This is a genomic window from Kocuria rosea subsp. polaris (assembly GCF_001483755.1).
GTDB lineage: Bacteria > Actinomycetota > Actinomycetes > Actinomycetales > Micrococcaceae > Kocuria > Kocuria cellulosilytica.
In genome coordinates this window covers 63,762-90,549 of the sequence record NZ_LQBK01000003.1, presented here as the reverse complement: position 1 = coordinate 90,549, position 26,788 = coordinate 63,762, and the positions used below count along the sequence as shown (strand labels likewise).

At 74.2% G+C, this 26,788-nt stretch carries 22 protein-coding genes; 12 read left to right on the top strand and 10 right to left on the bottom strand.

What is annotated here, in order from left to right; translation table 11 throughout:
- Positions 1-32: 32 nt before the first annotated feature.
- A complete protein-coding gene (locus AVL61_RS02160) occupies positions 33-605 on the bottom strand; it encodes an MOSC domain-containing protein (RefSeq protein ID WP_058872766.1) in 573 nt (190 codons plus the stop codon).
- A gap of 234 nt (positions 606-839) precedes the next feature.
- Between AVL61_RS02160 and AVL61_RS02155 the strand changes: the two genes are divergently transcribed.
- From AVL61_RS02155 to AVL61_RS02140, 4 genes are all read left to right on the top strand, one after another.
- The gene (locus tag AVL61_RS02155) at positions 840-4,310 is read left to right on the top strand and encodes a DNA polymerase III subunit alpha (protein WP_231738249.1); all 3,471 of its coding nucleotides are present in this window, start codon (positions 840-842) and stop codon (positions 4,308-4,310) included.
- Positions 4,311-4,413: 103 nt separating this feature from the next.
- The gene (locus AVL61_RS02150; RefSeq protein ID WP_058872704.1) at positions 4,414-5,445 is read left to right on the top strand and encodes a PRC and DUF2382 domain-containing protein; all 1,032 of its coding nucleotides are present in this window, start codon (positions 4,414-4,416) and stop codon (positions 5,443-5,445) included.
- Between the two features lie 287 nt (positions 5,446-5,732).
- Complete coding sequence (gene thrS, locus AVL61_RS02145) at positions 5,733-7,850, top strand: threonine--tRNA ligase (protein ID WP_058872703.1); 2,118 nt, start codon at positions 5,733-5,735, stop codon at positions 7,848-7,850.
- A complete protein-coding gene (locus AVL61_RS02140) occupies positions 7,847-8,425 on the top strand; it encodes an HIT family protein (protein ID WP_058872702.1) in 579 nt (192 codons plus the stop codon). Before thrS ends, AVL61_RS02140 begins: the two co-directional genes overlap by 4 nt.
- Positions 8,426-8,581: 156 nt before the next feature.
- On the opposite strand, the gene AVL61_RS02135 is transcribed toward AVL61_RS02140, so the two are convergent.
- From AVL61_RS02135 to AVL61_RS02120, 4 genes are all read right to left on the bottom strand, one after another.
- On the bottom strand, positions 8,582-10,669 hold the full coding sequence (locus AVL61_RS02135) for a M3 family metallopeptidase (protein WP_082696899.1): 2,088 nt from the start codon (positions 10,667-10,669) through the stop codon (positions 8,582-8,584).
- A 170-nt stretch (positions 10,670-10,839) separates the two neighbouring features.
- Positions 10,840-11,892, bottom strand: a complete 1,053-nt coding sequence (locus AVL61_RS02130; RefSeq protein WP_058872701.1) for a hypothetical protein — start codon at positions 11,890-11,892, stop codon at positions 10,840-10,842.
- Positions 11,893-11,896: 4 nt separating this feature from the next.
- Positions 11,897-14,434 carry a PEP/pyruvate-binding domain-containing protein gene (locus AVL61_RS02125; RefSeq protein WP_058872700.1) on the bottom strand — a complete coding sequence of 846 codons (2,538 nt, stop codon included), beginning with the start codon at positions 14,432-14,434 and terminating at the stop codon, positions 11,897-11,899.
- A 160-nt stretch (positions 14,435-14,594) separates the two neighbouring features.
- Positions 14,595-15,317, bottom strand: coding sequence for a LysE family translocator (locus AVL61_RS02120; RefSeq protein WP_058872699.1), 723 nt, complete (start codon positions 15,315-15,317; stop codon positions 14,595-14,597).
- Between the two features lie 111 nt (positions 15,318-15,428).
- Between AVL61_RS02120 and AVL61_RS02115 the strand changes: the two genes are divergently transcribed.
- Entirely contained in the window at positions 15,429-16,349 is a 921-nt protein-coding gene (locus AVL61_RS02115) for a LysR family transcriptional regulator (protein WP_058872698.1), read from the top strand.
- Positions 16,350-16,430: 81 nt separating this feature from the next.
- Here the strand turns inward: AVL61_RS02115 and AVL61_RS02110 are convergent, their stop codons facing one another.
- From AVL61_RS02110 to AVL61_RS02090, 5 genes are all read right to left on the bottom strand, one after another.
- A complete protein-coding gene (locus tag AVL61_RS02110; RefSeq protein WP_231738248.1) occupies positions 16,431-16,925 on the bottom strand; it encodes an MmcQ/YjbR family DNA-binding protein in 495 nt (164 codons plus the stop codon).
- Positions 16,922-18,100, bottom strand: coding sequence for an MFS transporter (locus AVL61_RS02105; RefSeq protein WP_082696897.1), 1,179 nt, complete (start codon positions 18,098-18,100; stop codon positions 16,922-16,924). The genes AVL61_RS02110 and AVL61_RS02105 overlap by 4 nt, the downstream gene beginning before the upstream one ends.
- Before the next feature lie 148 nt (positions 18,101-18,248).
- Positions 18,249-19,019 (bottom strand): VldE C-terminal domain-containing protein, encoded by a 771-nt coding sequence (locus AVL61_RS02100; protein WP_058872764.1) that lies wholly within the window; start codon positions 19,017-19,019, stop codon positions 18,249-18,251.
- A complete protein-coding gene (locus tag AVL61_RS17720; protein ID WP_197412617.1) occupies positions 19,019-19,654 on the bottom strand; it encodes a hypothetical protein in 636 nt (211 codons plus the stop codon). The genes AVL61_RS02100 and AVL61_RS17720 overlap by 1 nt, the downstream gene beginning before the upstream one ends.
- Positions 19,655-20,150: 496 nt before the next feature.
- Entirely contained in the window at positions 20,151-20,477 is a 327-nt protein-coding gene (locus AVL61_RS02090) for a hypothetical protein (RefSeq protein WP_157571253.1), read from the bottom strand.
- 164 nt (positions 20,478-20,641) lie between these two features.
- Between AVL61_RS02090 and AVL61_RS02085 the strand changes: the two genes are divergently transcribed.
- The 7 genes from AVL61_RS02085 to yajC all read left to right on the top strand — a co-directional run bounded on the left by AVL61_RS02085 (position 20,642) and on the right by yajC (position 26,769).
- Positions 20,642-21,949, top strand: a complete 1,308-nt coding sequence (locus AVL61_RS02085; protein ID WP_058872694.1) for a Mur ligase family protein — start codon at positions 20,642-20,644, stop codon at positions 21,947-21,949.
- Positions 21,950-21,960: 11 nt separating this feature from the next.
- Entirely contained in the window at positions 21,961-22,683 is a 723-nt protein-coding gene (locus tag AVL61_RS02080; RefSeq protein WP_197412616.1) for a type 1 glutamine amidotransferase, read from the top strand.
- 166 nt (positions 22,684-22,849) lie between these two features.
- The gene (locus AVL61_RS02075; RefSeq protein ID WP_058872693.1) at positions 22,850-23,611 is read left to right on the top strand and encodes a YebC/PmpR family DNA-binding transcriptional regulator; all 762 of its coding nucleotides are present in this window, start codon (positions 22,850-22,852) and stop codon (positions 23,609-23,611) included.
- Between the two features lie 26 nt (positions 23,612-23,637).
- Positions 23,638-24,234, top strand: a complete 597-nt coding sequence (gene ruvC, locus AVL61_RS02070; RefSeq protein ID WP_058872692.1) for a crossover junction endodeoxyribonuclease RuvC — start codon at positions 23,638-23,640, stop codon at positions 24,232-24,234.
- Between the two features lie 90 nt (positions 24,235-24,324).
- A complete protein-coding gene (gene ruvA / locus AVL61_RS02065; protein ID WP_058872691.1) occupies positions 24,325-24,966 on the top strand; it encodes a Holliday junction branch migration protein RuvA in 642 nt (213 codons plus the stop codon).
- Between the two features lie 26 nt (positions 24,967-24,992).
- Positions 24,993-26,090 (top strand): Holliday junction branch migration DNA helicase RuvB, encoded by a 1,098-nt coding sequence (gene ruvB / locus AVL61_RS02060; protein ID WP_231738247.1) that lies wholly within the window; start codon positions 24,993-24,995, stop codon positions 26,088-26,090.
- 220 nt (positions 26,091-26,310) lie between these two features.
- Entirely contained in the window at positions 26,311-26,769 is a 459-nt protein-coding gene (gene yajC, locus AVL61_RS02055; RefSeq protein WP_058872689.1) for a preprotein translocase subunit YajC, read from the top strand.
- Positions 26,770-26,788 lie beyond the last annotated feature (19 nt).

Genomic DNA, 26,788 nt, shown 5'->3' with positions numbered 1-26,788 from the left:
CGCGGGAAGCTCCCGTCAGGACCGGGAGGCGATCACGGCAACCGGGACGGCCGCCGCAGGACCGCCGCCCCGGCCTGCTCCGGGTCGAGCGGGACCGGGCTGTGCAGCACGGCCGGTCCGCGGTGCAGGACACCGCTGGACAGCGGCCGGCAGCGCAGGCCTCCTCGTCCCCGCATGGCGGCGTGCGCGCCCGGGGCGAGCACCCGGTCCATCCAGGCGCACGGGTGGGCCGGCCGGCCGCCGCGGAGCCGCACGAGCTCGCCCCGGGACTCCAGCGCGAACTCCTCGCCCAGCAGCGGGGCCAGCTGGGCGCCCCGGAGGACCACGTTGCGCCGGGCCAGGAGCGGGTCGAACGGGGGTGTGCCCAGCTCCGCGGCCATGGCCTCGAGCGCCTCGACGGCCAGCAGGGTGACGGCGGCGTCCAGGTGCGCGGCCTTGCCGAAGAACCGGTCGCCGACGACGCCCTTGCCGGCCACCAGCTCGGCCCGGTCGGCGTCGGTGCTGGGGACGTCCGCGGAGCCGTCCCGGGCGCGGCCGAAGTAGGCGTGGGCCGGGGACACGAGCAGGTGCAGGACCTCCACGTCGTACCGGTAGCTCTCCGCCATGCCGCACATCCCTCCGTCGTGACGAGGGCCGCTGCCGCTCTGCCGTGCGGCCGTCCGATCGCAGCAGCCGTCCGAGCTCAGCATAGGGCCGGGGAGCGCGGCGGGCCGGGTGAGAGCTGTTCCGCCCGTCGTCCTCGGGATGCTCGTGCTGCGTTTCCTCCTCCCTGGGTGCCCGACGGTCCTTCCGGTGGTTTGCAATTGACTTAATATTAGAACACGTATTCGAATGGGGGTGTGAGCTTTCCGCACCTGCACGTCGCCACCGCCTTCAGCGCCCACTTCGGGGTCAGCCGGCCCGCCGCCCTGGCGGCGGCCGCCGCGGCGGACGGCGCGGACGTGCTCGCCTGCACCGACCGGGACGGGCTCTACGGGGCGATCAAGCACCTGGGCGCGTGCCGGGAGCACGGCCTCGACCCGGTCCTGGGGGTCGACCTCGCCCTGCTGGCCCCCGGCCGCGAGCGCGTCCTCGGCCGCGTGGTGGTCCTCGCGGCCGGCCACACCGCCGGCGCGGGCTACGCCGCCCTGTGCCGGCTCGTCTCCACCGCCCACGCCGCGGAGGGCCCGCCCGGGGCGACCGCCGCCGAGATCGCGGCCGCCGCCCTTCCGTCCCGCCACGAGGGACCGGTCCTGACCGTGCTGCTCGGACCCGCCTCCGACGTCGGGCAGGAGCTCGCGGCCCGCCGCTACCGCACCGGGCGCGCCGCCCTGGGGCGGTGGCGGTCCCTGCTCCCGGCGCCGGCGCTCGCCGTGGAGGTGGTCTCGCACCTGGCCGCCCCCGGCACCGCGTGCAGCACCTCCCACGCGGCCCGGATGCTGCGGGCCGCCCTCGAGGCAGGACTGACCCCCGTGCTGACCAACGCGGTGCGCTACGCCACCCCCGCCGAGGCCGCCACCGCCGACGTCCTCGACGCCGCTCGCGCCCTCACTCCGCTCGAGACCCTCGGGGCGCGGGCCGGCCTCGTCCCCGGCGGCAGGGGAGGAGGCACCGGGCGGGCCGGGGGGTCCCGGCGGACGGCGGCGCCGGAGCCGCTGCAGCCCAACGGGCAGGGCTGGCTCAAGTCCGCCCGGCGGATGCGCGCGCTCGCCGCGGAGATCGCCCGGGCCGCGGACCTCGGCGCCGCCGGGGCCGCGGCCCTGCTGGCCGGCACCCAGCGGGTCGCCGACCGGTGCCGGCTGGACCCGGTCGCCGACTGCGGCTGGGGGCGTCCGGTGGTGCCGGAGGCCTCCGTGCTGGGCCTGGAACGGCCGGCGTCCGCGGAGCTGCGGGCCCGGTGCGAGGCCGGTCTGGGGCGCCGCTACCCGGGCCGCCGTGCCACACGGACCGTGCGGGACCGGCTGGAGCGGGAGCTGAGGGTGATCGAGGACCTCGGCTTCGCCTCCTACTTCCTCACCGTGGCCGAGGTCTCCGCGATGATCGGGGAGATGGGGGTCCGCCACGCCGCCCGCGGCTCGGGGGTGTCCTCGCTCGTCAATCACCTGCTCGACGTCTCCCCGGTGGATCCGCTCGAGCACGAGCTGCTCTTCGAGCGCTTCCTCTCCACCGACCGCTCGACCCTCCCGGACATCGACATCGACGTCGAGTCGGCCCAGCGCCACCGCGTCTACCGGCGGATCTTCGAGCGCTTCGGCCCCGAGCGGGTGAGCCTCATGAGCATGCAGAACGCCTACCGCGCCCGCGGCGCCGTCCGGGACGCCGGGCTGGCCCTCGGGATCGACCCCGAGACCGTGGACAGCGCCGCCAAGCAGCTGTGGAACCTGCCGGCCTCGGCGCTGCGGGAGACCATCGCCCGCCGGCCGGAGCTGCGGGACTTCGCCGAGCAGGTGGCCCAGGAGAAGCAGCTCGACCTCCTCGTGGACCTCACCGAGCGCCTGGACCGGCTGCCCCGGCACATCTCCATGCACCCGTGCGGGGTGATCCTGGGGGACCTGAGCCTCCTGGACCGCACCCCGGTGCAGCCGAGCGGGACCGGGATGCCCATGAGCCAGTTCGACAAGCACGACATGGACCCCATGGGCATGCTCAAGCTCGACATCCTCGGCGTGCGGATGCAGTCGGCGCTCGCCCACGCCGTCGACGAGGTGGCCCGTGTTCATCCGGACCGGCCCCGCCTGGATCTCGAGGCGATCCCCGTGGACGACGGGAGGACGTTCGAGCTCATCCGCTCGACCCACACCCTGGGCTGCTTCCAGATCGAGTCCCCGGGCCAGCGCGAGCTCATCGGCAAGATGGCGCCCACGAGCTTCCGGGACCTCATCGTGGACATCTCCCTGTTCCGCCCCGGGCCCATGCACTCGGACATGGTCCGTCCCTATCTGGAGCACCGCCACGGCTGGTCCGAGCCCGTCTCGATCCACCCGGCCCTCGACCCGATCCTCGCCGAGACCCACGGCGTGACCGTCTTCCACGAGCAGGTCCTGCGCATCCTCGACACCTTCACCGGGTGCGGTCTCGCCCGGGCCGACGAGCTGCGCCGGCGGCTGGGCTCGGAGCGCCGGCTCGAGGTGGAGGAGTTCTTCCGGGAGCGGGCCCGCGCACGGGACTACCCCCTCGACGTCGTGGACCGGGTCTGGGGGATCCTGGTGGCGTTCGGCTCGTTCGGCTTCTGCAAGGCCCACGGCGCGGCGTTCGCCGTGCCCACCTACCAGTCCGCGTGGCTGAAGGCCCACCACCCGGAGGCCTTCCTCGCGGGGCTGTGGGAGCACGACCCCGGGATGTACCCCAAGCGCCTGCTGGTGGGGGAGGCGCGGCGGATGGGCATCCCCGTCCTGCCCGTGGACGTCAACCGCTCCGACGAGCACTACCGCGTGGAGCGGCTCGAGGAGGACCCCGCCCGCCTGGGCGTGCGCCTGGCCCTCACTGGGATCCACGGGGTCTCCCGGGCCGAGGTCCGCCGGATCGTGGCCGGGCAGCCCTACGCCTCGCTCGCCGACCTGCGGCAGCGGGCCCGTCCCGCCCGGCGCACCCTCGAGCGTCTCGCGGCCGTCGGGGCCTTCGACGGCCTGCTGCGCCGGTCCGGCGGCGCCGCCTCCCGCGCCGACCTCGTGCACGCCCTGCGGACCCGGGCGGACAGCGGCCGGCCGCCCCGGCCCGCCGGGGAGGTCGAGGGGCAGCTGGCCCTTCCGCTCGAGGACCTCGAGCTGCGCGCCCTGCCCGCGGAGCGTCCCGAGCCCACCCTGGCGGAGAAGGTCCGCACGGAGCTGGACCTGCTCGCGGTGGACGTCTCGGCGCACCTGCTGGAGAGCTGGGCGCCCGTGCTGCGCGAGCTCGGGGTCACGCCCGCGGAGCGGCTGCTGGAGCTGCGCAACCGCTCCGAGGTGCTCGTGGCAGGGGTGCGGGTCTCCACCATGACCCCTCCCGTGCGCAGCGGCCGGCGGGTGGTCTTCGTCAGCCTCGACGACGGCACGGGCACGGTGGACTGCGCCTTCTTCGCCGACGCCCAGGACCGGTCGGGGCAGCACCTGTTCGGCACGCGGATGCTGCTGGTGCGGGGGCGGACGCGGCGCACCGGGCCCCGGGGGATCAGCCTCAGCGCGGAGCAGGCCTGGGACCTCGCCGACCCGGGAACACCGGCGGCCGTGCGCGCCGCCGCCCCGCCGGGCCTCCCGGGAAGGAGCACAGGATGGGCAGAAGAACCGCGGAGTTCCAGGGGTTTCACTCTGGGAGAAGCCATTGGCCAGGGCACTGATTGCCAGTATGGTTACTAATGACAGCGGACGAGCTGCACCCCGCCCCCCGGGCGGAGATCGTCCGTGGCGAGCCCCCCGTCCAGGGGAGCCCGTTGCCTCGCAGAATAGAGAAGGAGTTCTCATGGCTACGTACGACGTCAACGCACTGCTCTCGGCCACCGCCTACGGCTCGGACGGCGACAAGATCGGCAAGGTCGAGCAGGTCTTCCTGGACGACAACACCGAAGAGGTCACCTTCGTGACCGTCAACACCGGTCTTTTCGGCGCCAAGGAGAGCTTCGTCCCGGTCGACGGCGCCCAGCAGGACGGCGACCGCCTCGTCCTCCCCTACACCAAGGACGTCGTCAAGGACGCCCCGAACGTGGACGCGGACCAGCACCTCTCCCCGGCCGAGGAGGAGGAGATCTACCGCTACTACAAGATGAACTACTCCGGCGCCGACGGCGGTGACCGCGATCGTGATCTCACCGACCGCGACCGCACCGCCGGTGTGGCCGGTGCCGCGGGCACCGCGGATGTCGCCGACCGTGCCGACCGCTACGCCGCGGACACCGACCGCAACGCCGTCCCGGCGACCGGCACGGGCGACACCGCCGGCTACGCCGAGGTCGACCGCGACAGCACCGACCGCAACAGCACCGCCGGGATCGCCGACGTCGACCGGGACCGGGACCTCGCCGACCGTGACCGTGATCTCACCGACCGTGACCGCGACCTCACCGACCGTGCCGACAACGGCGTGGTCCGGCACGAGGAGCAGCTGCACGTCGGCAAGGAGCAGCGCGAGACCGGCCGTGCCCGTCTGCGCAAGTACGTGGTCACCGACCACGAGACCGTGGACGTGCCCCTCGAGCGCGAGGAGGTCCGTGTCGAGCGCACCCCGCTGAACGGCGACGAGGCCACCACCGGCACCATCGGCGAGGAGGACGTGGAGGTGAGCCTCCACGAGGAGCGCCCCGTCGTCGCCAAGGAGACCGTGGGTGTCGAGAAGGTCGGCCTCGAGAAGGAGACCGTCCGCGACACCGAGCGCGTCGAGGCCGACGTCCGCAAGGAGCAGGTCGACGTCGAGAACGACGCCGAGCGCGGCGCCGGCCTCACCGACCGCGACCGCGGCACCGGCCTCACCGACGACGATCGCCGCGACCGCATCTGATCGCACCCGATCCCCCAGGGGCCCCCGTCACCGATCGCGTGACGGGGGCCCCGTCGTCGTGCCGGGTGGACGGGCCCCCGTCCTCGTGCCGGGCGCGGGCACGCGCTCTTCCGCCGGACCCGCGGCGGGCACGGCCGCGCAGCGGAGCGGGCCCGGCGCCACCGGCCCCGCCGCGGCCCGCCCCGGCCGACAGGTACCATCGATGCAGTGCGCGCCGCCCGCGGCGCCGCTGCCACGCGCCCCCCGTACCGGTGCGTGCCGATGCCGACCCGAGGAGCACCTTTCCCATGACCACCGTGCCCGAGCACCAGCCCGAGTCCGCCCCCCTCACGATCACCGTCGACGGCGAGCAGCGGACGGTGGGGACCGGGACCTCCGCCGCGGACCTCTACCGCGAGGACCGCTCCGTGGTGGTGGCCCGGGTCAACGGGGTGCTCAAGGACCTCGCCACCGAGCTGGCGGACGGGGACGACGTGCAGCGGGTGCTGGTCTCCGAGCCGGAGGGCCTCGAGGTGCTGCGCCACTCCGCCGCCCACGTCATGGCCCAGGCCGTGCAGCAGCTGCACGAGGACGCGAAGCTCGGCATCGGCCCCTACATCACCGACGGCTTCTACTTCGACTTCGACGTCGAGCAGGCGTTCACGCCCGAGGACCTCAAGGCCATCGAGAAGCGCATGCAGCGGATCGTGAACTCCACCCAGTCCTTCCGCCGCCGCGCGGTGAGCGAGGAGGAGGCGCGGGCCGAGATGGCGGACGAGCCGTACAAGCTCGAGCTCATCGGCCTGTCCCAGGGCCCCGGCTCCGGCGGGGACGTGGACGCCGCCGCGGAGGGCGCCTCCGTGGAGGTCGGCGCCGGCGAGCTGACGATCTACGACAACGTGGACCGCAAGACCGGGGAGACGGTCTGGAAGGACCTGTGCCGGGGCCCCCACCTGCCGGACACCAAGCTGATCGGCAACGGCTACGCCCTCACGCGCTCGGCCGCCGCCTACTGGCGCGGCTCCGAGAAGAACAAGCAGCTGCAGCGCATCTACGGCACGGCGTGGCCGACCAAGGAGGACCTCAAGGCCTACAAGGACCGCCTCGCCGAGGCGGAGCGGCGCGACCACCGCCGGCTCGGCTCGGAGATGGACCTGTTCTCCTTCCCCGACGAGCTCGGCTCCGGCCTGCCGGTGTTCCACCCCAAGGGCGGGATCATCCGCAAGACCATGGAGGACTACTCCCGGGAGCGGCACACGGAGGCCGGCTACGAGTTCGTCTACACCCCGCACATCACCAAGGGGCACCTCTACGAGGTCTCCGGCCACCTCGACTGGTACCGCGAGGGCATGTTCCCCGCGATGCACGTGGACGAGGAGCGGGACCCGCGGACCGGTGAGCTCACCAAGCAGGGCCAGGACTACTACCTGAAGCCCATGAACTGCCCGATGCACAACCTCATCTTCCGGTCCCGCGGCCGCTCCTACCGCGAGCTGCCGCTGCGCCTGTTCGAGTTCGGGCAGGTCTACCGGTACGAGAAGTCCGGCGTGGTCCACGGCCTGACCCGGGTCCGGGGCATGACCCAGGACGACGCCCACATCTACTGCACCCGGGACCAGATGAAGGCGGAGCTGACCACCACGCTCACCTTCGTGCTCGACCTCCTGAAGGACTACGGGCTGGACGACTTCTACCTCGAGCTCTCCACCAAGGACCCCGAGAAGTTCGTGGGCTCGGACGAGCTCTGGGAGGAGGCCACGAACACCCTCGCCGAGGTCGCGGCCGAGTCCGGGCTGGACCTGGTCCCGGACGCCGGGGGTGCCGCGTTCTACGGCCCGAAGATCTCGGTGCAGGCCAAGGACGCGATCGGGCGGACCTGGCAGATGTCCACCATCCAGCTCGACTTCAACCTGCCGGAGCGCTTCGACCTCGAGTACCAGGCCGCCGACGGCACCCGGCAGCGGCCCGTGATGATCCACCGTGCCCTGTTCGGGTCCGTGGAACGGTTCATGGGGGTGCTCGTGGAGCACTACGCCGGGGCGTTCCCCGCGTGGCTGGCCCCCGTGCAGGTCGTGGCGATCCCGGTGGCCGAGGCCTTCAACGACTACCTGCAGGGCGTGGTGGACACCCTCCGGGCCCGCGGCGTGCGCGTGGAGCTGGACGCGGGCTCGGACCGGTTCCCGAAGAAGATCCGCACCGCCTCCAAGGAGAAGGTGCCGTTCGTGCTCATCGCGGGCGGGGAGGACGCCGAGGCGAACGCCGTGTCCTTCCGCTTCCGCGACGGCTCGCAGGACAACGGCGTCCCGGTCGGCGAGGCCGTCGAGCGGATCGTGGCGCACGTCCAGCGCCGCGTGAACCAGGAGCCGACGGCCGCCCTGCCCCAGGACCCCCTGGCCGCCGCGGAGACGGCGGGGGTGGGGCAGTGACCGGGACGGCGCAGGACGCAGGCCCCCCGCACCACTGGATCCGCCAGGACGAGTTCGAGATCCCGGGGGTGCCCGACAGCTTCCAGCGGCTGTGGACCCCGCACCGGCTCGCCTACGTGCGCGGGGAGGACCCGTCCGCGCGGGAGGACCCCGGGTGCCCGTTCTGCAACGGCCCGCTCCGTGCGGACGAGGAGTCGCTGATCGTCCACCGCGGCGAGCACTGCTTCGTGATCCTCAACCTGTTCCCCTACAACCCCGGGCACCTCATGGTCTGCCCGTACCGGCACGTGGCGGACCTGACGGAGCTCGAGACGGAGGAGCTGCGGGAGCTGACGGACCTGACCCGCACCGCGGTCGCCACGATCCGCGGCGTCGCGTCCCCGCACGCCTTCAACGTGGGCATCAACCTGGGGGCCGCGGCCGGCGGCTCCCTCTCGGGGCACCTGCACCAGCACGTGGTGCCGCGCTGGAACGGGGACGCCAACTTCATGCCCGTCCTCGCGGGCACCAAGGCGATCATGCAGACCCTCGGGGACACCCGCCAGGACATCGCCGACGCCTGGCCCGTGGACTGAGCTCGACGGTCCGGACTTCCCGGCCCGCGCTCTCCGGCGTGCTCTGCCCGCCCGGCAGTGCGGCCCGGCCGCACGGCCGTGTCCCGGTCCTCCGGCCCGGTCGTGCGGCCCGACGCCGGGGCCCGGCCCCTGCGGCCGGTCCGGGAGCCGTGGCGCTCAGCCGCGGGCGTCCGGGGCGGGCGCCCCGCGCTGACGGTGGACGAACTCCTCGCGCTGCTGGAGCCCGCGCCGCTCCAGCAGCGCGCCGAGGTGCGGGCGGCGGCCCAGCAGGGCCTCGAAGGACTCCATCGGAGCGGTCTCGTTGCCCCGGGAGAGCACCTCGGCGGCGAAGCGGCGGCCGTTCTCCCGGGTCGGCCCGCCGCGGTCCGTGAACCACTGCGCCGTGTCGGCGTCGAGGATCTCGGACCAGATGTAGGACCAGTAGCCCGCGGAGTAGCCGCCCGCGAAGACGTGCTTGAAGTACCCCGTCCGGTAGCGCGGGTCGATGCCGGGCACGTCCACCCCGGCGCGGACGAGCGCCTCCCGCTCCACGGTCCGCGGGTCCGCCGGCTCGGCCGGGTCCTCGATCCCGTGCCAGGCGAGGTCGAGCCAGGTCGAGGCGAGATACGCCACGGTCCGGAAGCCCTGCCCGTGGGCGGAGGCCTCCCGCAGCCCGGTCAGGGTCCGCTCGGGGACCGGCTCGCCCGTGCGGTGGTGGCGGGCGTAGTGCCGGAGCACGTCCGGGTGCAGCACCCACATCTCGTGCACCTGGGAGGGGTACTCCACGAAGTCCCGCGGCACCTTCGTCCCGGAGAACGAGGGCAGGTGCACGTCGGACAGCAGCCCGTGCAGGGCGTGGCCGAACTCGTGGAAGACCGTCACGACCTCGTCCAGGGTCAGCAGCTTGGGCCTGCCCGCGGGCGGCCGCGTGAAGTTCGCGTTGTTGACGACGACGGGGCGCTGGCCGGTCAGCCGGTTCTGGTGCACGAGCGAGCCCATCCAGGCCCCGCCCTGCTTGGTGGGGCGCGTGAACCAGTCGCCCAGGAACAGGCCCACGCCGCGGCCCTGCTCGTCGGTGACCTCCCACACCCGGACCTGGGGCAGGTAGCCGTGCAGGTCGGGGCGCTCGGTGAAGACCAGCCCGTAGAGCTCCCGGGCGGTGCGGAAGATGCCGTGCTCCAGCACGGACTCCAGCTCGAAGTACTCCCGCAGCGCCGCGGCGTCCACGTGGTAGCGCTCCCGGCGCAGCCGCTCCGCCCAGAACGGCCAGTCCCACGCCTCGATCGGGTGGCCGGCCAGCTCCTCGAGCTCGGCCCGCTCCTCGAGCGCGTTGCGCACGGCCGGGCCGGTGACCCGCTCCAGCATGTCGTGCACCGCCTCCAGGGACGGCGCCGTGCTCCCGGCCAGGACCTGGTCGGCGTGGCTGGGGTAGCCCAGCAGCCGGGCCTGCTCCGAGCGCAGCCGGGCGATCCGCGCGGCCACGGGCAGCAGGTCCGTGCGGCTCTGCGAGCCCGCACCGCCGTGCTCGCCGGTGCCGCGGTGCACGGCGGCGAGGTGGATCCGCCGGCGCAGCGCGCGGTCCGTGAGCACTGACAGCACCGGCTGGAGGGTGAACAGCGAGGGCGTGAGGAGGTAGCGTCCCGGCATGCCGTTCTCGGCGGCCGCGGAGGCGGCCGCCTCGATGTCGGCGGCGGACAGCCCGTCCAGCTCCGCGGGGTCGTCGACGACCACGGCCGAGGCGTTGACCTCCCGGATGAGGTCGTTGCCGTAGCGGATGCTCAGCTCCGAGAGCTCGTCGTTGATCGCCCGGAGCCGCTGCTGGTCGTCCAGGCTGAGCTCGGCGCCCGAGTTCGCGAACCAGGAGACGTACTCGTCCAGCACGCGCAGCTGCCACGGCTCCAGGTCCTCGCGGTCGACCCGGCGCACCCGGGCGTAGAGCGCCTTGTTGAGGGTGAAGTCCGCCTTGTGCTCCGACAGCCGCGGCGCGAGCTCCTGGTAGATCCGCTGGACGCCCTCGGTGTTGTGGGCGGCCGTCAGGGTGAAGAAGACCGACTCGACGCGGTCCAGGGGCAGACCGCCGCGTTCGAGGGCCTCGACGGTGTTCGCGAAGGTGGGCGGGTCCGGGTCCGCCAGGATCGCCTGCACGCACTCGAGGTCCTGGGCCATCGCGGCCTCGAAGGCCGGCAGGAAGTGCTCCTCCTTGATCCGCCCGAAGTCGGGCAGCTCGTAGGGGAGGTCGCTGGGGCGCAGGAGTGGGTTGTCCAAGGGCCGGCTTCTGTCGTGGTGGGCGGACGGGTGCGCTCAAGACTAGCCGCCCCGTGCGACGGTGGTGACTCCACGCCGCGCCGGTCGGCCACGCGACGCGGACGTCGACGACGTCTCGGCAGAACGGCCGGGGAGGTCCGTGCCGTCCACCGCGGTGCCCACCCTCGACGTCACTCGGGGCGATCGAGCACGTCGCCGTCCCGGGTGAGGTCGGCGTCGGTGCGAAGGGGCAGCACCTCGAGCCCCGGGGTCTCCATGAGCTCGCGCACGAGCGCCCTGGTCCCGGCCACGAGCGTGGAGTCGAAGTCGATCTCCGTGGCAAGCACCCAGGCGTGGTCGTCCGGCCACAGGATGCTGGGCGAGTGCGCCCACACGACGTCGTCGACCCAGGGCGCGCGGGCAGGCCACGCGGCATCCGCGAAATCGGCGGCACATGCCTCGAACAGGACGTAGCGCCGCCCGGTGTTCCCGTGCAGCTCGAACCGCGGCCCGGTGGCGATCTCCCGGGAGAGCAGTCCGGAGCCCGGTTCCGGGCCGTTGCGGGCAGCCCCGGGACGAGCCGTCAGCACCGCCTGCGCTCCGGCGAGCCCCGCCCGCCCGGCCGCAGCGAGCCGGTCGCGGAGCGACGGGGCGGCGCCGCGCCCGGTGTTCTCGTCGGTGTCCTCGTCGGCGTGGCGGGCGGGCCGCCGCCCGCTCGACTCGGGCACGAAGTGCGCAACCCCTGCCGAGCTCAGCAGGCCGCCCCAGCCCTCCCAGACCGCGGCGACGCCGGCGTCCGGGGTCGTGGTGTGACGGGCCAGCACCGCGGAGGCCGCGGCCAGCGACACGGCGTCGAGACAGCCCTCGGACGTGTCGCCGTACCGCCAGCCGTCGGCGGCGATCGCCCCGTCGACTTCGCCGTCGTCACGCCGCACGAGCCGTGCGTACTGCGCCTGGGCGTGCATGGTCGTGCCGAACGACGCCGCGGCCTGCGCCCACGTGGCACGCTCCGTCTCGAGCGAGGCCTCGATGTCGTCGACACCCTCGAAGTACGTCGTCTCGTCGAGGCCCTGCCAGGTCCTCGTCCTCCGCGGACGGTCGCGCTCGACCGGATGGAGCACGCGCGCATACGCCTCGAAGCCGCGCGGAACCACCGACAGGATGCTCTCCGGAGGCTCAGCTTCCATCGGGCGCAGCCACTCGCCCCGCTCGAGGTCGGACACCCAGGTGAATCGTTCTGACATGCGCCTATTCTCCTGGTGCGGTCCGGCCCGGCTCACCGGCCCGATGTTCCCGAGCGCCCGCGACCCCCGGGCGCTGCGCCTCGCCGTCCGTCTCGTGCAGGTGGATCAGCCCCGTGGCGCCGTCGATGGTGACCACCTGGCCCTCGGTCAGCCGGGTGGTGGCGTCGGGCACGCAGATGACGGCCGGGATGCCGTACTCGCGGGCCACCGTCGGGCCGTGGGCGATCGTGGAGCCGGTCTCCGTGACGAGCCCGCCGAGGGTCAGGAACAGCGGGGTCCAGCCCGGGTCGGTGGTGGGGGCGACGAGGATGTCACCGGGCCGCAGCCTCGCCTCGGACGGATGGTGGACGATGCGCACCGGCCCGGTCGCGACCCCGGTGGCCGCCGGCTGGCCGACCAGCACGTCCGGCCCGTGCTCGGCCGCGTTGCCGTCCGGCAGGGCCTGGGGATTCGTGCCGTCGGACAGCAGCAGGCCCGGGACCTGCCGCCGTCGGGCCTCGCGGTGGTGCTCCGCACGCCGGCCGGTCACCACCGTGCGCAGGTCCGTGCCGTGCGAGGCGTCGAGAGCCTCGTCCAGGGTCAGGAACAGGATGTCCTCCGGCTGCTCCAGCAGGCCACGCCCGGTGAGCTCGGCCCCCGCGGTGAGCAGCTGCCGGCGCACCTCGGCCAGCGGGGTCAGCCACAGGAACTTGGGCAGCTCGCGCAGGCCGGTCAGCTCCCGGCTGCGGCGCAGCATGGTGCCGGCGAGGCGGGCCCGCAGCGGCCGGGTGCGCCGCGCGCGGTCGACGAGCTCTGCCACGGCGGCCTCGGCCTCGACGGCGGCGCGGGCGAACCGGGCCGGCGGGGCCTGGTCCGGGTCGGTCACCTGCAGGTACCCGGCCAGGGCCGCGAACACGGGAGTGGAGTCGTCGGCCCACCGGGGGGAGCCGACGTCGATCTCGGCGCTGCCGCGGATCCCGTACTCCTCCAGGAAGGCCGTCAGGCCGAACTCGGGCAGCTCGCCGCGCGAGAAGCGCGCGGCGAGCTCGTCCGGGGCGGTGCCGACCAGGAGATCGCGGTGCGGACGCGCGGCGACGGCCACGGACCAGAGCTTCAGGTCCATCTGGGTGGTGACGTTGTGGGGCATGCCGCGCAGGGTCGCGTTCAGCTCACCGGGCCGCAGCACGTCGCGCAGCAGCCCGCCGGCCACACCCTGGGCGATGAGCGCTGCCCACAGCGGTGGCAGGGATCGCATCATCGGTCCGGTCATCGCCGCGTCCTGCAGACCGGCGGCGCAACGGATCCGGCTCGCCGTGTCCGCCGGCTCGGTCCGGGGCTGCCGGCGGACCTGCTCGAGTTCCTGGAACGCGCGCTCGCGGGCGGCCGCGGGCCGTGCCAGGGCCCGCAGCGCGCCGAGCAACGAGGCCGGCACGACGGTCAGGAGCAGCCGCGCGATCGCACCGGCGGAGCGCGCGCGCCGACCGGGTGGAGCGGGACGGGGCGCGTAGCGGGGGTCCTCCAGGACGTGCCGCATCCCCCGCGCCACGGCCGGACCGTAGACCTGCAGCATCTCCGGAACCCGGGAGTGCAGGCGCGGGCTGCGGACGAAGCCGGTGAGGTCGGTGAACAGCCGGCCACCGATGTCGACGAGGTACTGATCGGCCACGGTGTCGTCGACGCCGATGATCTGCAGCCAACGGCGGGTCGTCTCCCGCAGCACGGACACGCCCATGGGGGTGACCGGACGCCGCAGCCCCTGCATGTGGCCGATCTCCAGGTAGACGCGCGGGTCGCCCTGCACCGGGTCGGTCCCGGGCGGGAGCGGGAAGAGCGTGGTGATGGCCCGGGACTGCAGCAGCCAGAGCGTGCCCTCGGCGTCGTAGGCGAACTCGACGTCCTGCGGGCCGCCGAGGGCGCGCTGCACCCGCTGCCCGGCCTGCTGGAGCTCGCGGAGCTGACCGGGGGACAGGCAGCCGTGATGCTGCTGCCCGGGGAGCGGGCCGTGCCCGGGCAGGACGTAGTGGTCGGTGTCCACGGTGCCGTCCACGACGCCGGTGCCGAGCCCCGGGACCGCGTCGACGACGGTCTCCGTGCGGGTGCCGGTCAGCGGATTGGCCGTGAACATCACCCCGGCGGCCGTCGGGACGATCATGCGCTGCACGACGACAGCCATCGCCGGGTCGTCGGCCTCCAGCCCCCGCTCGGCCCGATAGGCGACGGCGCGCTCGCTGTCCACGGAAGCCCAGCACTGCCGGATCGCCTCGAGCAGCGCGGCCCCGCCCTCGACGTCGAGGACGGTGTCGTGCTGGCCGGCGAAGCTGGCGTCCGGCAGGTCCTCGGCCGCAGCGCTGGAGCGGACGGCGACGGGGCCACCCCCGAGACGTTCGTAGGCCCTCAGGACCGCCTGCTCGGGGACGGCTCCCGAGCGGTGGGCCTCGGTGGTCAGGCAGAACCCGTCCGGCACCCGCTCGCCCGCGGACAGGAGGGCCCCGAGGCCGAGGGCCTTGCCGCCGACGAGCCCGATCCTCCCCGGGGCGATGTGGGCCAGGTCGATCACGTCCATGGGATGCCTCTCTGTCGCCCCGGGACCGACGGGGGATGAGAACTGGGCCGTGCCACGGGGTGTCCGGCACCCCGTTCGTAGCCGATGATCCAGTCCGGACGGTGGCAGGTCAACCTCCTCGTGCCCCGGGGCGCCGGCGTCCCTGCGCGGCCGGGGCCGATCAGAGCCAGGAGGTGAGCACGGGGACGGTGGTCATCAGTCCCAGCCCCACGAAGACCGCTCCGGAGGTGAGCTCGATCCTGCGGTTCACGGCGGGACGGTTGAGCCAGTTGCCGGCGGTGTGGGCGACCAGGGCCACGAGGAACAGGTAGATCCCGATGGCTGCCGCCACCGTCCCGCCCATCACCACCACGACGAACAGCGCCCCGGCCCCGGGCGGGGTGAACTGGGGCAGCAGGGCCAGGAAGAACAGCCCGGTCTTCGGATTGGTCAGACAGCACACCAGCCCTGCCGCGAAAGCCGATCGCGCCCTCCGCCGGGACGGCTCCGGGCGGACCGGGGCAGCGGTGACGGCCGACCCCGCGGTCCGTGCGACGCCGACGGCCGACTCCGCGGTCCGTGCGACGCCGACGGCCGTCGGCACCGCGGTGGCCGGGGCGGGAGCGTGGGGGACGAGCGCTCGGTAGCCCAGGAAGAACAAGTAGACGCCCCCGAGAACCCGCAGCGCCTGGAAGGCGGCCGGGGAGTCGTCCAGGACGGCGGCCACGCCCACCGCCATCAGCCCGGCCCAGGCGAAGACCCCCAGCGCGGAACCGGCCGCGGCCAGCATCCCGGCCCGCCGCTCGCGCAGGGCGTGGCCCAGGGTCAGGACGGTGTCGGGTCCCGGCGTGATGGCCAGGACCACAGCCACTCCCAGCAGGGCCAGATAGCTCGAGGTGTCCACGGCAACTCCTTGTCGGTCAGTGCTCCGCAGTCTCTACCGTGCCACCGCATCAGCCTTCGGAACCAGCAATGATTTCTGCGTCATTGACAGGTGAAAGCGTACGATCGAGGCATGCTCGATCCGCACCGGCTCGCCATCCTGCGCGCGGTCATCGCCGCCGGTTCGATCCACGCCGCCGCCCGGAACCTCCATCTGGCCCCGGCCACGGTCAGCCAGCACCTCCGCGCCCTGGCCCGGCAGACCGGGCTGGTGCTGTTCGAGAAGAACGGCCGGGGCATCGAGGCCACCCCGGCCGCCCGGCACCTGTGCGAGGCCAGCGCGGACACCCTCAACAGCCTGGAACGCCTCGAGCGCACCGTGGAGGATCTGCGGCAGGGCCGGGCCGAGCAGATCGCCGTCGCCTGCTTCGCGTCCGTGGCCCAGGCCTGGATGCCCGAGGTCGTGCTCGCCCTGCGCGCCCGGTCCCCGGACGTGGTGGTGGAGATCAGCATCAACGAACTGCATCCCACCGGAGGCCGCCGGGCGCCTGACATCGACGTGCGCAACGAGTCCCTCGACGGGCCCCCCGCCCACCTGGAGGGATACCAGCGCCATGCCCTGCACGAGGAGGACTTCTGCGTGGTGCTGCCGGTCGGCCATCCCCTGGCCGCACATCCCGCGGTGACCATGGCCCAGCTGCGTGACGAGCCCTGGATCGACCACGACATCCACGACGGCCCCACCGGGCGCATCATCACCCGCGCCTGTCACGCCGCCGGCTACACCCCGCACTACGTCGCCCGTCTCGACGACCACCACGCAGCGACCGGTCTCGCCGCGGCCGGGCTGGGCATCACGGTGCTGCCCCGGATCGCGCTCACCGGGCTGCCGGCGAGCCTCACGGCGAGGCCGCTGGTGGACCCGGCCGTCCACCGGCGCATCGTCGCGCACACCCGCCCCCACCCCACCCGGGCGCGGCTGATCCACACGACCCTGACGGCGCTGCGCCAGGCCGCTCACCGAAGCGGGCCGTCGACACCGGACGAGCACTGAGTCCGCGACGACGGGCCGCCCCGGTGAGGACACCCACCACGACGGGGGACGTCCCCCGGACACGGACAGCAGGACGTCCGGTTAGGGGTGCCCACCGGTGCGGTGGTGGCGCAGCACGGGGCGCTCGCTGCGGGGGAGTCCTTCGACGACGAGCTCGTAGGCGTTCAGCACCAGCTCCCCGACGAGCTCCGGGGTGATCCCGGGGCCGGCGGCGAGGGAGATCCAGTGCTGCTTGTTCATGTGGTGGCCGGGCGTGATCGTGGGGAACTCCTGGCGCAGTGCCGCCGCGTGCGGGGGCTCGCACTTGAGCGTCACGATCGGCTCCCCGGGTGCTTCCGTGGTCAGCAGGAAGATCTTGCCCCCGACCTTGAACACGTCCTGCTCGGGGCCGAAGGGCCAGGTGCAGGACACGGCCGGCAAACCGGCGGCGACCTGCTCGGCGATCTGCTGAAGCCTCGTTCCGTCCACGACGTGTCTCCTTTTCTCGACCGTGGGGTCACCGGGCGCCTCGGACTCCGCGTCCGCGGCGGCCTCGGCGCGTGGCCCGTCGTCGTGATCGCGGGGGGAGGTGGTCACGGTGCTCCCCGCGGGGGTCTGCCGGCGCGAGTACGACGCCCGGCCCGGGCCAGCGCGAGCGGCAGGGTCAGCAGCGAGATCGCTCCGGCCACCAGCAGCGCGGTGCTGAAGGAGGTCCCTGCGGCGACCATCCCCACCACGACCGCTCCGATGCCGGTCCCGGCGTCGAAGCCGATGTTCCACACCGCGCTGGCAGGACCGTAGTGCTGCCGGCTGACGGCCTGGAAGGTCACGACCAGGGTGAGGTTCTGCAGGCCGCCGTAGCTGATGCCCACCATCGCCGCGCCGACCAGCAGCGCCGGCGCCACGGTCGCCCGGGGGTCGTGGACCGCCCAGGCGAGCACCGCCATGCCCGCCGTGGTCAGCAGCACCAGCGGCGGGATGAACCGTTGCGGCCCGTGCCGGTCGGACCACGAGCCGATCCGCCAGCGCGCGAGCGCGGCGGCGACATTCATCAGCAGCAGCGCCAGGGTGGTCAGCACGGCACTGCTGCTCATCTGGGCCATGAAGGTGATCAGCGCCCCGCCGGCCAGGGTGACGCCGAGCAGCAGTCCCATGGGAGGGAGGAGACTCAGATAGGGGGCCCGGGCGTCCACCGCCTCGGGGACGTGGTCCAGCATCCGGGCCAGGCCGACGGCGGGGACGACGGCCGCCGCGGGCAGGGACGCCAGGGCGAACACGACCCAGAAGCCGAGCTGCTCGGCGATCCAGGGTCCCGCCGACAGGAACAGCACCTGCGGTCCCGCGATCGCCAGGCCGTAGGCACCGATGGCCTTCCCGCGCCGCTGCGGCTCCACCAGCTCGGCCACGAGGGCGCTGCCGGTCACGGTGAGGACCCCGAAGCCGAGCCCGCGCACCGCGGACAGCGCCAGGGTCGGGCCGAGCGCCGCGCTGGCGCCGTGCGCCAGGGCGGGCAGGCCCAGCAGGAGCATGCCCGTCACGAGGACCGGTCCCCAGCCGAAGCGGCGCAGCGCCCGGGGGACGAACAGCTGCGTGAGCACGGTGAAGAGCATGAGCACGCCGTTCACCAGCCCGGCGCCGACCGCGTCGGCGCCGCCGCGCACCGCCCACAGCGGTGCGACCGCCAGCAGCGCGGCGTAGCCCGAGAAGCCCAGGGCGGTCATGGTCAGCAGCAGCGGCATCCCCGGCGCCCGCCAGACCGATCCGTTCACCACCGGCCGAGGTCCGTGACGAGGGCCCCGCCGCCGGGGCACGCGGAATCGGCGGGGGTGCTCCCGCCGCGGCCTCGCGGCACCGCGGGCGGCTGCTTCTTCCGGACATCGACGATCGGCATGATGACGCCAGCCTATGCCCGGCACCAGCTCAGCCGGCGCCTCCGCGCAGGACGTCCACGTGCACGTGGTCCAGGTGGCGGAGGATCTCGTTGCCGGGCTCGGGCGCGTCGTAGTCCCGCCACTGCCCCCGGGAGCTGTGGGCGCTCCAGAACCGGTCGTCGAAGATGACGTACTGGACGTCCAGGTCCTCGGCGTGCGCGACCAGCCAGTGGGCCAGCAGCCAGCCCGCCCGCCGGTTCTCCTCGGTCACCGGGCGGAAGAAGACGTCGACGGCCCGGCCGTCGTAGTGCGTCGACTCCGCCCCGTGGCCGTGGTCGACGCCGCCGGGTGCGAACCCGCCGAGGCTCTGCGCACCGAACACCTCGGTCATCGCCGCGCGCAGCCGCTCGGCGCGCGGGGTCAAGCCGGTGCCGGTCAGCTCCTGCTCCGGCAGACCACCGGCCGCCGAGCCCCGGCAGGAGAGGCTCGCACCGGCGTCCCCGGGCGGCCCGTCGGCCAGCCGCTGCAGCACCGCCTCGTCGATGCCCGAGGTGTCGGGGGCCTCCGCCCCGCGGGCCGCGAGCGCCACCGCCGTGGTGGCCCGCTTCGCCTGCGCCCGGTCGAGCCCGACCTCTCCCTCGGCGGTCTCGACCGTGCACTCCGGGCCCCACGGCAGCCAGCTGCCCCCCGTGCGCAGTCCGCCGAGCAGACCGGGCCCCAGGAGCCCCAGCGCGCCCGCGAGCACCCCCAGCACGAGGAGCAGACCCACGAGCGTGCGCACGGAGCCGGACCGGCGCCGACGCGTGTTCTCGTGCGCCATCACGAGGGCGGACCGGCTGCGCGCACGGACCCGGTGCTGCGCGGCACCGGAGCAGCGGAGGCGGTGCCGCGCCGAGGCCGGTCCGGATCGCGGTCCCGGCCGTCCTGGCGCTCGCGCTCGGCGCGGCCGGCGGCGATCTGGGCCGCCCAGCGCACCCGGAACGGCCGCGGGTCCTGCGCCGCTGTCCCCGGCGGATCCACGGCCGCGTCCGTCGCGCCGGTGTCCGTCACGGTGCCCTCCCGCCGTGGCCGGCGGTCGGCGTGCCGTCGGGCGGCGGCGAGGGCCTCGGCCCGCCGCTGCTCGGCCTCGGCGGCAGCACGCTGGTCGGCGGAGCGCATCGGGGTGCCGTCCTGGTGGGTCCAGGTGCGCAGCCGGGCGGCGAACCAGGCCCCGGGGTTCTCGATCCCGGTGACCGAGTCGTGGGCGTAGCGGGCCCCCTGCGGAGTCCAGTCCAGGGCGTGCAGGACGTCGGCCACGGTCCACCCGGCGTCGAAGCAGGGCTCGGCCACGGCCACGACGCCGGCCGTGCTGATCCGGCGCAGCACCAGCGCGTGGTGCTGGATCTCCAGCCCGGCCAGCCGGCGGACCTGCCGCCGCTCCTGACGGGTCGCTCCCGGTGCCGGCCGCACCGGCACATGAGCCGGCCACAGCGGAGCCGTGCGCCGGCTCAGGGCGGCCCGGACCTCCCGCCGCTGGGCGTCGGCCGGGGCGGCGGGTCGCGGCCCCGCCGGAGCCGTCGGGGACGTCCCGTTCGGCGCGCGCGGGGCAGGGCACGGCCTCTCCGGAGGCACGGGACCGACCTGGACGTCCACCGGCATCGGCTCCTCTGCTGGTCCTGGGGGTTGCTGGTTCGTGGGGGCTGCTGGTTGCTGGGGGCATGTCCCGCGGTCTCCGGCTGCGCCGGGCCCGTCCCGGCCCGCGCCGACAGTGTCGCGCCCGGCCGTGGTCCGACGATAGCGGGATGTGCTCTACCCGGTGGCATGACCGGCGCCTCCCTGCCGACGCGCCCACGGCCGAGGACTTCCGCACGCCGGCGCGCAGCTCGCCGGGCAGGTACTCACCACCCACGGAGGGCTGGGCCTGGCCTGAGCGCCGTGCCGGACCGGAGAGCCGTCGACACGGGTGTGCCCCTCAGCGCTCCTCCGGCCGAGCAGGCCCGCCCGGGCCACGTCGCCGGCCCAGCAGCCAGCCGGCGCAGAAGGCCCACAGGAGGAGACCCGCGGCCATGCCGGACCACCCCGCCGTGGCCTCCGGGGTCACCACGGTCATGGCCGGGAGCGTCTCGCCGCTCGCGGGGAGGTCCCCGAACCACCCGAACGCCGCGTCCGCCGGATGCAGCAGCACCAGCATCGCCCCGCCCAGCACCAGCACCGCGCCCAGCAGCGCCAGGACCACCCACCACCGGGGCGGCCTTCGCGGCGGGACGGACGGAGCAGTGGCGGGGCCGGCGGAGTCCATGGTCCGACCCTACGGGTGCGGCGCCCCACCTCTCACGGCACGCGGCGGCGGCGTCGTGTCCTCCGTCGTCGTCCGCCGCGTCCCGCGCGGCCCCGGACGGACCAGGGGCCGCGCTCCCCGGGACGCCCCCGGGTGCCCGCCGCCGCCGGGGCGCAGACCATAGGATGGAGCGCATGTCCAGACCCCACGTGCGCCTGCTCGGCCAAGGCATCCGGTACCTGACCACACTGCGCGGCGGAGGCTCCGCCTTCCCCGGCCTCGTGATGGAGCGGCTGCACCCCGGGTTCGTGGCCGAGGAGCTGGCGAAGCTCCCGCACGGCGTGGTGCTCATCAGCGGCACCAACGGCAAGACGACCACCACCAAGATGGCCGTCCAGCTGCTGCGCTCGCAGGGGTTCAAGGTCTTCACCAACCGCACGGGGTCCAACTTCGTGCGCGGCGTGGCCGCGGCCCTGCTCGGAGAGATGAGCCTCACCGGCCGCCTCGACGCGGACGTCGCCGTGCTCGAGCTCGACGAGGCCCACGCCGTGCACTTCGTCAAGCAGGTCAAGCCCCGCCACGCGCTGCTGCTCAACGTCATGCGCGACCAGCTCGACCGCTTCGGCGAGATCGACACCACCCGGCGGATGCTGGCCCAGATCGCCGCGGCCACCACGGGCACCGTGGTGCTCAACCGCGAGGACCCCAGGATCGTCTCCCTGGCGGAGCACGTCCCGGAGGGCACGCAGACCCGCTGGTTCGGCCTGTCCGCGCCGCTGCGGCCCATGTTCCCCTCCGACGACGACATGCGCTCGGCCGGCGGGCCCGACGCCGAGGACGACCACGAGGGCGACTTGGCGCCCCGGCCCGCCGCCGACGTGGAGCTGACGTCCTTCGAGGCGAACCGGGTCCGGCTCACGGTGGGCGGAGAGCCCGTCGAGACCACCGTGGAGCTCTACGGCGTCTACAACATGTACAACGCGGCGGCCGCCCTCGCCCTGGCCCTCGCGGTGGCCGGGCCCGGCGCCGACCGCGCCGCGCTGGTGGACGAGCTCTCCCGGGTCACCCCCGCCTTCGGCCGCGGGGAGACCATCACCGTGGACGGCCGGCCGCTGCAGCTGCTGCTCGTGAAGAACCCCGCCGGGTTCCGGCTCTCGCTGGCCTCGGCCCGGCCGGGCGACTACGCCACGATGATCGCCATCAACGACGAGTACGCCGACGGCCGCGACGTCTCCTGGCTGTGGGACGTCGACTTCCACTCCCTGCGCTCCGGCGTAGTGGACGTGGTGGCCGGCACCCGCGCGTGGGACATGGCCCTGCGCCTGGACTACGACGAGGTCCCGGTGCGCGAGGTGGTCCCGGGGCTCGGCGACGCGCTGCGGCGCTTCGTCGCCGGGGCCGGCGAGCGGCCCATGCGCGTCTTCTGCACCTACACGTCCATGCTCGAGCTGCGCCGGGAGCTCTCCCGGGTGGCCGAGGTCGCCGAGATCTGAGCGGAGCCCCCGTGACCGACCGCACCGTCCACCTCGTCCAGCTCTATCCCCGGGACATGAACATCTACGGGGACTGGGGCAACACCCTCACCCTCAAGCGCCGGCTGGAGAAGTACGGCTACGCCGTGCGGCTGAGCGACCACAACCCCGGGGACCCCTTCCCGCCCGACGCCGACCTCCTGGTGGGGGGCGGCGGCCAGGACTCCGGGCAGTTCCGGGTCCAGGAGGACCTGCAGCGGATCGCCCCCGAGCTGCGGGCCATGGCCGCCGACGGCGTGCCGATGCTCGCGATCTGCGGTCTCTACCAGCTCTTCGGCCACGAGTTCCGCACCGGCGCCGGCGAGACGCTGCCCGGCATCGGCATCCTCGATCTGACCACGGTGGGCGGGCCCACGCGCCTGATCGGCAACATCGTGCTGGAGTCCCCGGAGTTCGGGACCGTCGTCGGCTACGAGAACCACTCCGGGGTCACCCGCCTCGGCCCCGGCCAGGCGCCGCTCGGGACGGTGCTCAAGGGCGCCGGCAACAACGGCGAGGACGGCACCGAGGGCGCGCGCGTGCACCACGTGGTGGGCTCCTACCTGCACGGGTCGATGCTGCCCAAGAACCCCGCCGTGGCCGACCACCTCATCCGCGCCGCCGTGGAGCGCCGGCTCGGGGCCTTCGACGCCGCGCCGCTGGACGACACCCTGGCCGAGCGGGCCCGCGAGGTCGCGCAGGCCCGGCCCCGCTAGACCCCCGGTCCGGGGTGGGCGCACCCGGTAGAATGGGTCATGACTTCTCCGGCCCGCCCCGGCGGCGGCCGGCACGGCCCGCTCCGGCCACCGCCGGAGCGGGCCGTGCCGGGACGACGACCGGCGCGTCCCGGCCGAGCACGAACGACTTCCCGAGGAGGGACGCATGTCAGGACACTCCAAGTGGGCCACGACCAAGCACAAGAAGGCCGCGATCGACGCCAAGCGCGCCAAGGCCTTCGCCAAGTACATCAAGGGCATCGAGGTGGCCGCGCGCATGGGCGGGCCCGACACCGCCGGCAACCCGGCGCTGGACCTCGCCGTGTCCAAGGCGAAGAAGAACTCGGTGCCGGTGGCGAACATCGACCGGGCGATCAAGCGCGGCGCGGGCCTGACCGGTGAGGTCGTCGACTACACCGAGATCCTCTACGAGGCCCGCGGTCCCCAGGGCACGGCGCTGTACATCGAGTGCCTCACCGACAACAAGAACCGTGCCGCCTCCGAGGTGCGCGTGGCCGTGACCCGCAACGGCGGCACCATGGCCGACTCCGGCTCCGTGGCGTTCCTCTTCGAGCGCAAGGGCGTCGTGGAGGTCACGCGCACCGACGGGCTGACCGAGGACGACGTGCTGATGGCCGTGCTGGACGCGGGCGCCGACGAGGTCGTGGAGCAGGAGGACGTCTTCGAGGTCGTCTCCGAGGCCACCGACCTGCCGGCGATCCGCACCGCCCTCGACGAGGCCGGGCTCGAGTACAACAACGACGACCCGCAGTTCCGCCCGAGCATGCTCGTGGAGCTCGACGCGGAGGGCGCCCGGAAGTTCCTGCGCCTGGTCGACGCCGTCGAGGAGCTCGACGACGTGCAGAACGTCTACTCGAACGCGGACATCCCCGCCGACGTCCTGGCCCAGCTCGACTCCGAGGACTGACCACGGCCACGCAGCGGATCCTCGGGGTGGACCCCGGACTGACGCGGTGCGGGTTCGGTCTGATCGACATGGCCGGCAACCGCACCGCGTCCTTCGTGGACGTCGGCGTGGCCGGCACGGACGCCGCCGACCCGCTCGACGTGCGCGTGCTGCGGATCTGGGAGGCCACCGAGCGGTGGATCGAGCGGTACCGTCCGGACGCCCTCGCCCTGGAGCGCGTGTTCGCCCAGACCAACGTGAACACCGTCATCGGCACGGCGCACGCCTCGGGCGCCGTCATCGCCTCGGCGGCCCGCCACGGCGTGCCGGTCGCGTGGCACACCCCCTCCGAGGTCAAGGCCGCGGTGACGGGGGAGGGGCGGGCCGACAAGGCGTCCGTGGCCCGCATGGTGGTGCGCATCCTCCGGCTCGACGCGCCGCCCCGCCCCGCCGACGCCGCCGACGCCCTCGCCATCGCCATCTGCCACGGCTGGCGCGGCGGCGGCACGGGCGTGGACGCGACGGCAGGGACCGAGACGCACCAGGGCGCCCGCCCCCTGGCCGCCGCCCGCACCGGCATGACCCCCGCCCAGCGGGCCTGGGCCGAGGCCGAGCACCGCGCCCGACGGGGCCGGCGCGGCTGAGTCGGTGCCCACTGCTAGAGTGGTCGTCATTCGTAGATCTGTTCGATCGACCGTGCTCGGCCCCCGCCGGGCACGGGAAGGAGTTGCCCGGTGATCGCGTCCATCACGGGACAGGTCGAGCACGTCGGCCTCACCACCGCCGTCGTGGCCGTGGCCGGCTTCGGCGTCCAGGTCCAGGCGACGCCGGAGACCCTGGCCGGGCTGCGGATCGGCCGCGAGGTCCGCCTGGACACCGCCTACGTGGCGCGCAAGGACGAGTCCCCGCTGCTCTTCGGCTTCCGCAGCCCCGCCGAGCGCGAGGTCTTCGAGATCATGCTCGGGGTCAGCGGCGTGGGCCCCCGCACCGCCCTGGCCGTGCTCTCCGTGCTGGGCCCGGACGACGTGCACCGCGCGATCGCGCAGGGCGACGCCAAGGCGTTCACGACCGTCCCCGGCATCGGCCCCAAGGGCGCCCGCCGGATCGTGCTGGAGCTCGCCGACAAGCTCATCGTCCCGGACCGTCCCGCCCAGCCCGCCGCCGCCCCGATGGAGCCGTGGCGGGCGCAGGTGCTCGAGGCGCTCGTGGGCCTGGGCTGGAGCGAGAAGGACGCCGCCCGCGGCGTCGCCGACGCCCTCGCCGACCGGGAGGAGCTCGCCGCCTCCGGGGACGTCCCGACGATCCTGCGCACCGTGCTCGGGTGGCTCGGCGCCGCCAAGGCCGGCTCGCGGGCCGGTGCCGAGCGGGGGGCCTGAGCGTGGCCCGCGAGGACGGTGCCGCCGTGAACGCCCGGGACCGGCTGGTCTCGGCCGACGACGAGCCCGACGAGAAGCAGCTCGAGTCGGCCCTGCGGCCCGCGAACCTCGACGAGTTCGTGGGGCAGAAGCGGGTGCGCCAGCAGCTGTCCCTGGTGCTCGAGGCCTCCCGGCTGCGGGGCCGCTCCGCCGACCACGTCCTGCTCTCCGGCCCGCCCGGGCTCGGCAAGACGACCCTGGCCATGATCATCGCCGAGGAGATGGGCGCCCCCCTGCGGATCTCCTCCGGGCCGGCCATCCAGCACGCCGGCGACCTCGCCGCCATCCTCTCCTCCCTGACCGAGGGGGAGGTGCTGTTCCTCGACGAGATCCACCGCATGTCCCGGCCCGCCGAGGAGATGCTCTACATGGCCATGGAGGACTTCCGGGTGGACATCGTGGTGGGCAAGGGCGCCGGCGCCACGTCCATCCCGCTGGACCTCCCGCCCTTCACCCTGGTGGGCGCCACCACCCGCGCGGGCCTGCTGCCGGGCCCGCTGCGCGACCGCTTCGGCTTCACCGGCCACCTCGAGTTCTACTCCGTGGAGGAGCTCGAGCTCGTGCTGCGCCGCTCCGCCGGGCTCATGGACCTCGCGATGACCGCCGAGGGCTTCGCCGAGGTCGCCTCCCGGTCCCGGGGCACCCCGCGCATCGCCAACCGGCTGCTGCGCCGGGTGCGGGACTGGGCGCTCGTGCACGGCATCGAGCGGATCGACGCCCGCACCTCGTCCGCCGCCCTCGACATGTACGAGGTGGACACCCGCGGCCTCGACCGCCTGGACCGCTCGGTGCTCGAGGCGCTCGTGACGAAGTTCGGCGGTGGGCCGGTGGGCCTGTCCACCCTGGCGATCGCCGTGGGGGAGGAGACCGAGACGGTCGAGACCGTGGCCGAGCCCTACCTGGTCCGCGAGGGCCTGCTCGGCCGGACGCCCCGGGGCCGGATCGCGATGGCCGCGGCCTGGGACCACCTGGGACTGCGCCCGCCCGAGCACGCCGCGTTCAAGGACCCCGGGCTGCGGGCGGCCTTCGGCGGGACCGCGCCGGCGCCGGCCGCCGAGGACGTCCCGCCCCTGTTCGAGGACTGAGGCCCGGGTTCCGAGGGCCGAGCACCGGGACTGAGCACTGAGCACTGAGCACTGAGGACTGAGGACTGAGCACCGGGCACCGATGACCGGGACCGAGCTCCGGGGGCCGCCCCGGATCCGTGCGCGGACCGGCGGCCGTCCACCGGGCGCCGTCCAGGACGCCGACAGGGTGGATCGCCTACCATGGTGAGGACACCCACCACCGATCGAACGGAAGTCCGTGAGCCCGCTCCTCACCACCCAGTCCCTCGCCGCCCAGGCCCCCCAGTCAACGGGGGGCGGCACCGCCTGGCTGCTGCCGCTGATGCTGGTGGCCATGGTGCTCCTGCTCTGGCTGCCCATGCGGCGGCAGAAGAAGGCCATGGCCCAGGTCAAGGAGAAGCAGGCGGCCATGGGCCCCGGCACGGAGGTCATGACGAACTACGGCCTCTACGGCACCGTGCGCTCGATCGACCGGGACACCAACAAGGTCGTCCTCGAGATCGCCCCCGGCACCGCCGTGACCGTGCACCTGCAGACCGTGACCACGGTCGTCGAGGACGAGACGGCGCCCGCACCGGCCCCCGGGACCGAGGCGGAGCCGTCGGTGATCGAGCCCGACGCCCCCGGCGCCGGGTCGACCCCCGTCGACCCCCTCGACGACGACACCCGGCGCGATCCCGGGCAGCGCAACGACTGACCCCCCACACGGGACGACG

What these genes read in the sequence shown, in the direction of transcription:
- thrS (WP_058872703.1), top strand. Translation starts at nt 5,733, where the DNA reads ATGACCACCGTGCCCGAGCACCAGCCCGAGTCCGCCCCCCTCACGATC.
- AVL61_RS02150 (WP_058872704.1), top strand. Translation starts at nt 4,414, where the DNA reads ATGGCTACGTACGACGTCAACGCACTGCTCTCGGCCACCGCCTACGGC.
- AVL61_RS02085 (WP_058872694.1), top strand. Translation starts at nt 20,642, where the DNA reads ATGGAGCGCATGTCCAGACCCCACGTGCGCCTGCTCGGCCAAGGCATC.
- AVL61_RS02075 (WP_058872693.1), top strand. Translation starts at nt 22,850, where the DNA reads ATGTCAGGACACTCCAAGTGGGCCACGACCAAGCACAAGAAGGCCGCG.
- AVL61_RS02090 (WP_157571253.1), bottom strand. Translation starts at nt 20,477, where the DNA reads ATGGACTCCGCCGGCCCCGCCACTGCTCCGTCCGTCCCGCCGCGAAGG.
- AVL61_RS02115 (WP_058872698.1), top strand. Translation starts at nt 15,429, where the DNA reads ATGCTCGATCCGCACCGGCTCGCCATCCTGCGCGCGGTCATCGCCGCC.
- AVL61_RS02100 (WP_058872764.1), bottom strand. Translation starts at nt 19,019, where the DNA reads ATGGCGCACGAGAACACGCGTCGGCGCCGGTCCGGCTCCGTGCGCACG.
- AVL61_RS02130 (WP_058872701.1), bottom strand. Translation starts at nt 11,892, where the DNA reads ATGTCAGAACGATTCACCTGGGTGTCCGACCTCGAGCGGGGCGAGTGG.
- AVL61_RS02160 (WP_058872766.1), bottom strand. Translation starts at nt 605, where the DNA reads ATGGCGGAGAGCTACCGGTACGACGTGGAGGTCCTGCACCTGCTCGTG.
- AVL61_RS02125 (WP_058872700.1), bottom strand. Translation starts at nt 14,434, where the DNA reads ATGGACGTGATCGACCTGGCCCACATCGCCCCGGGGAGGATCGGGCTC.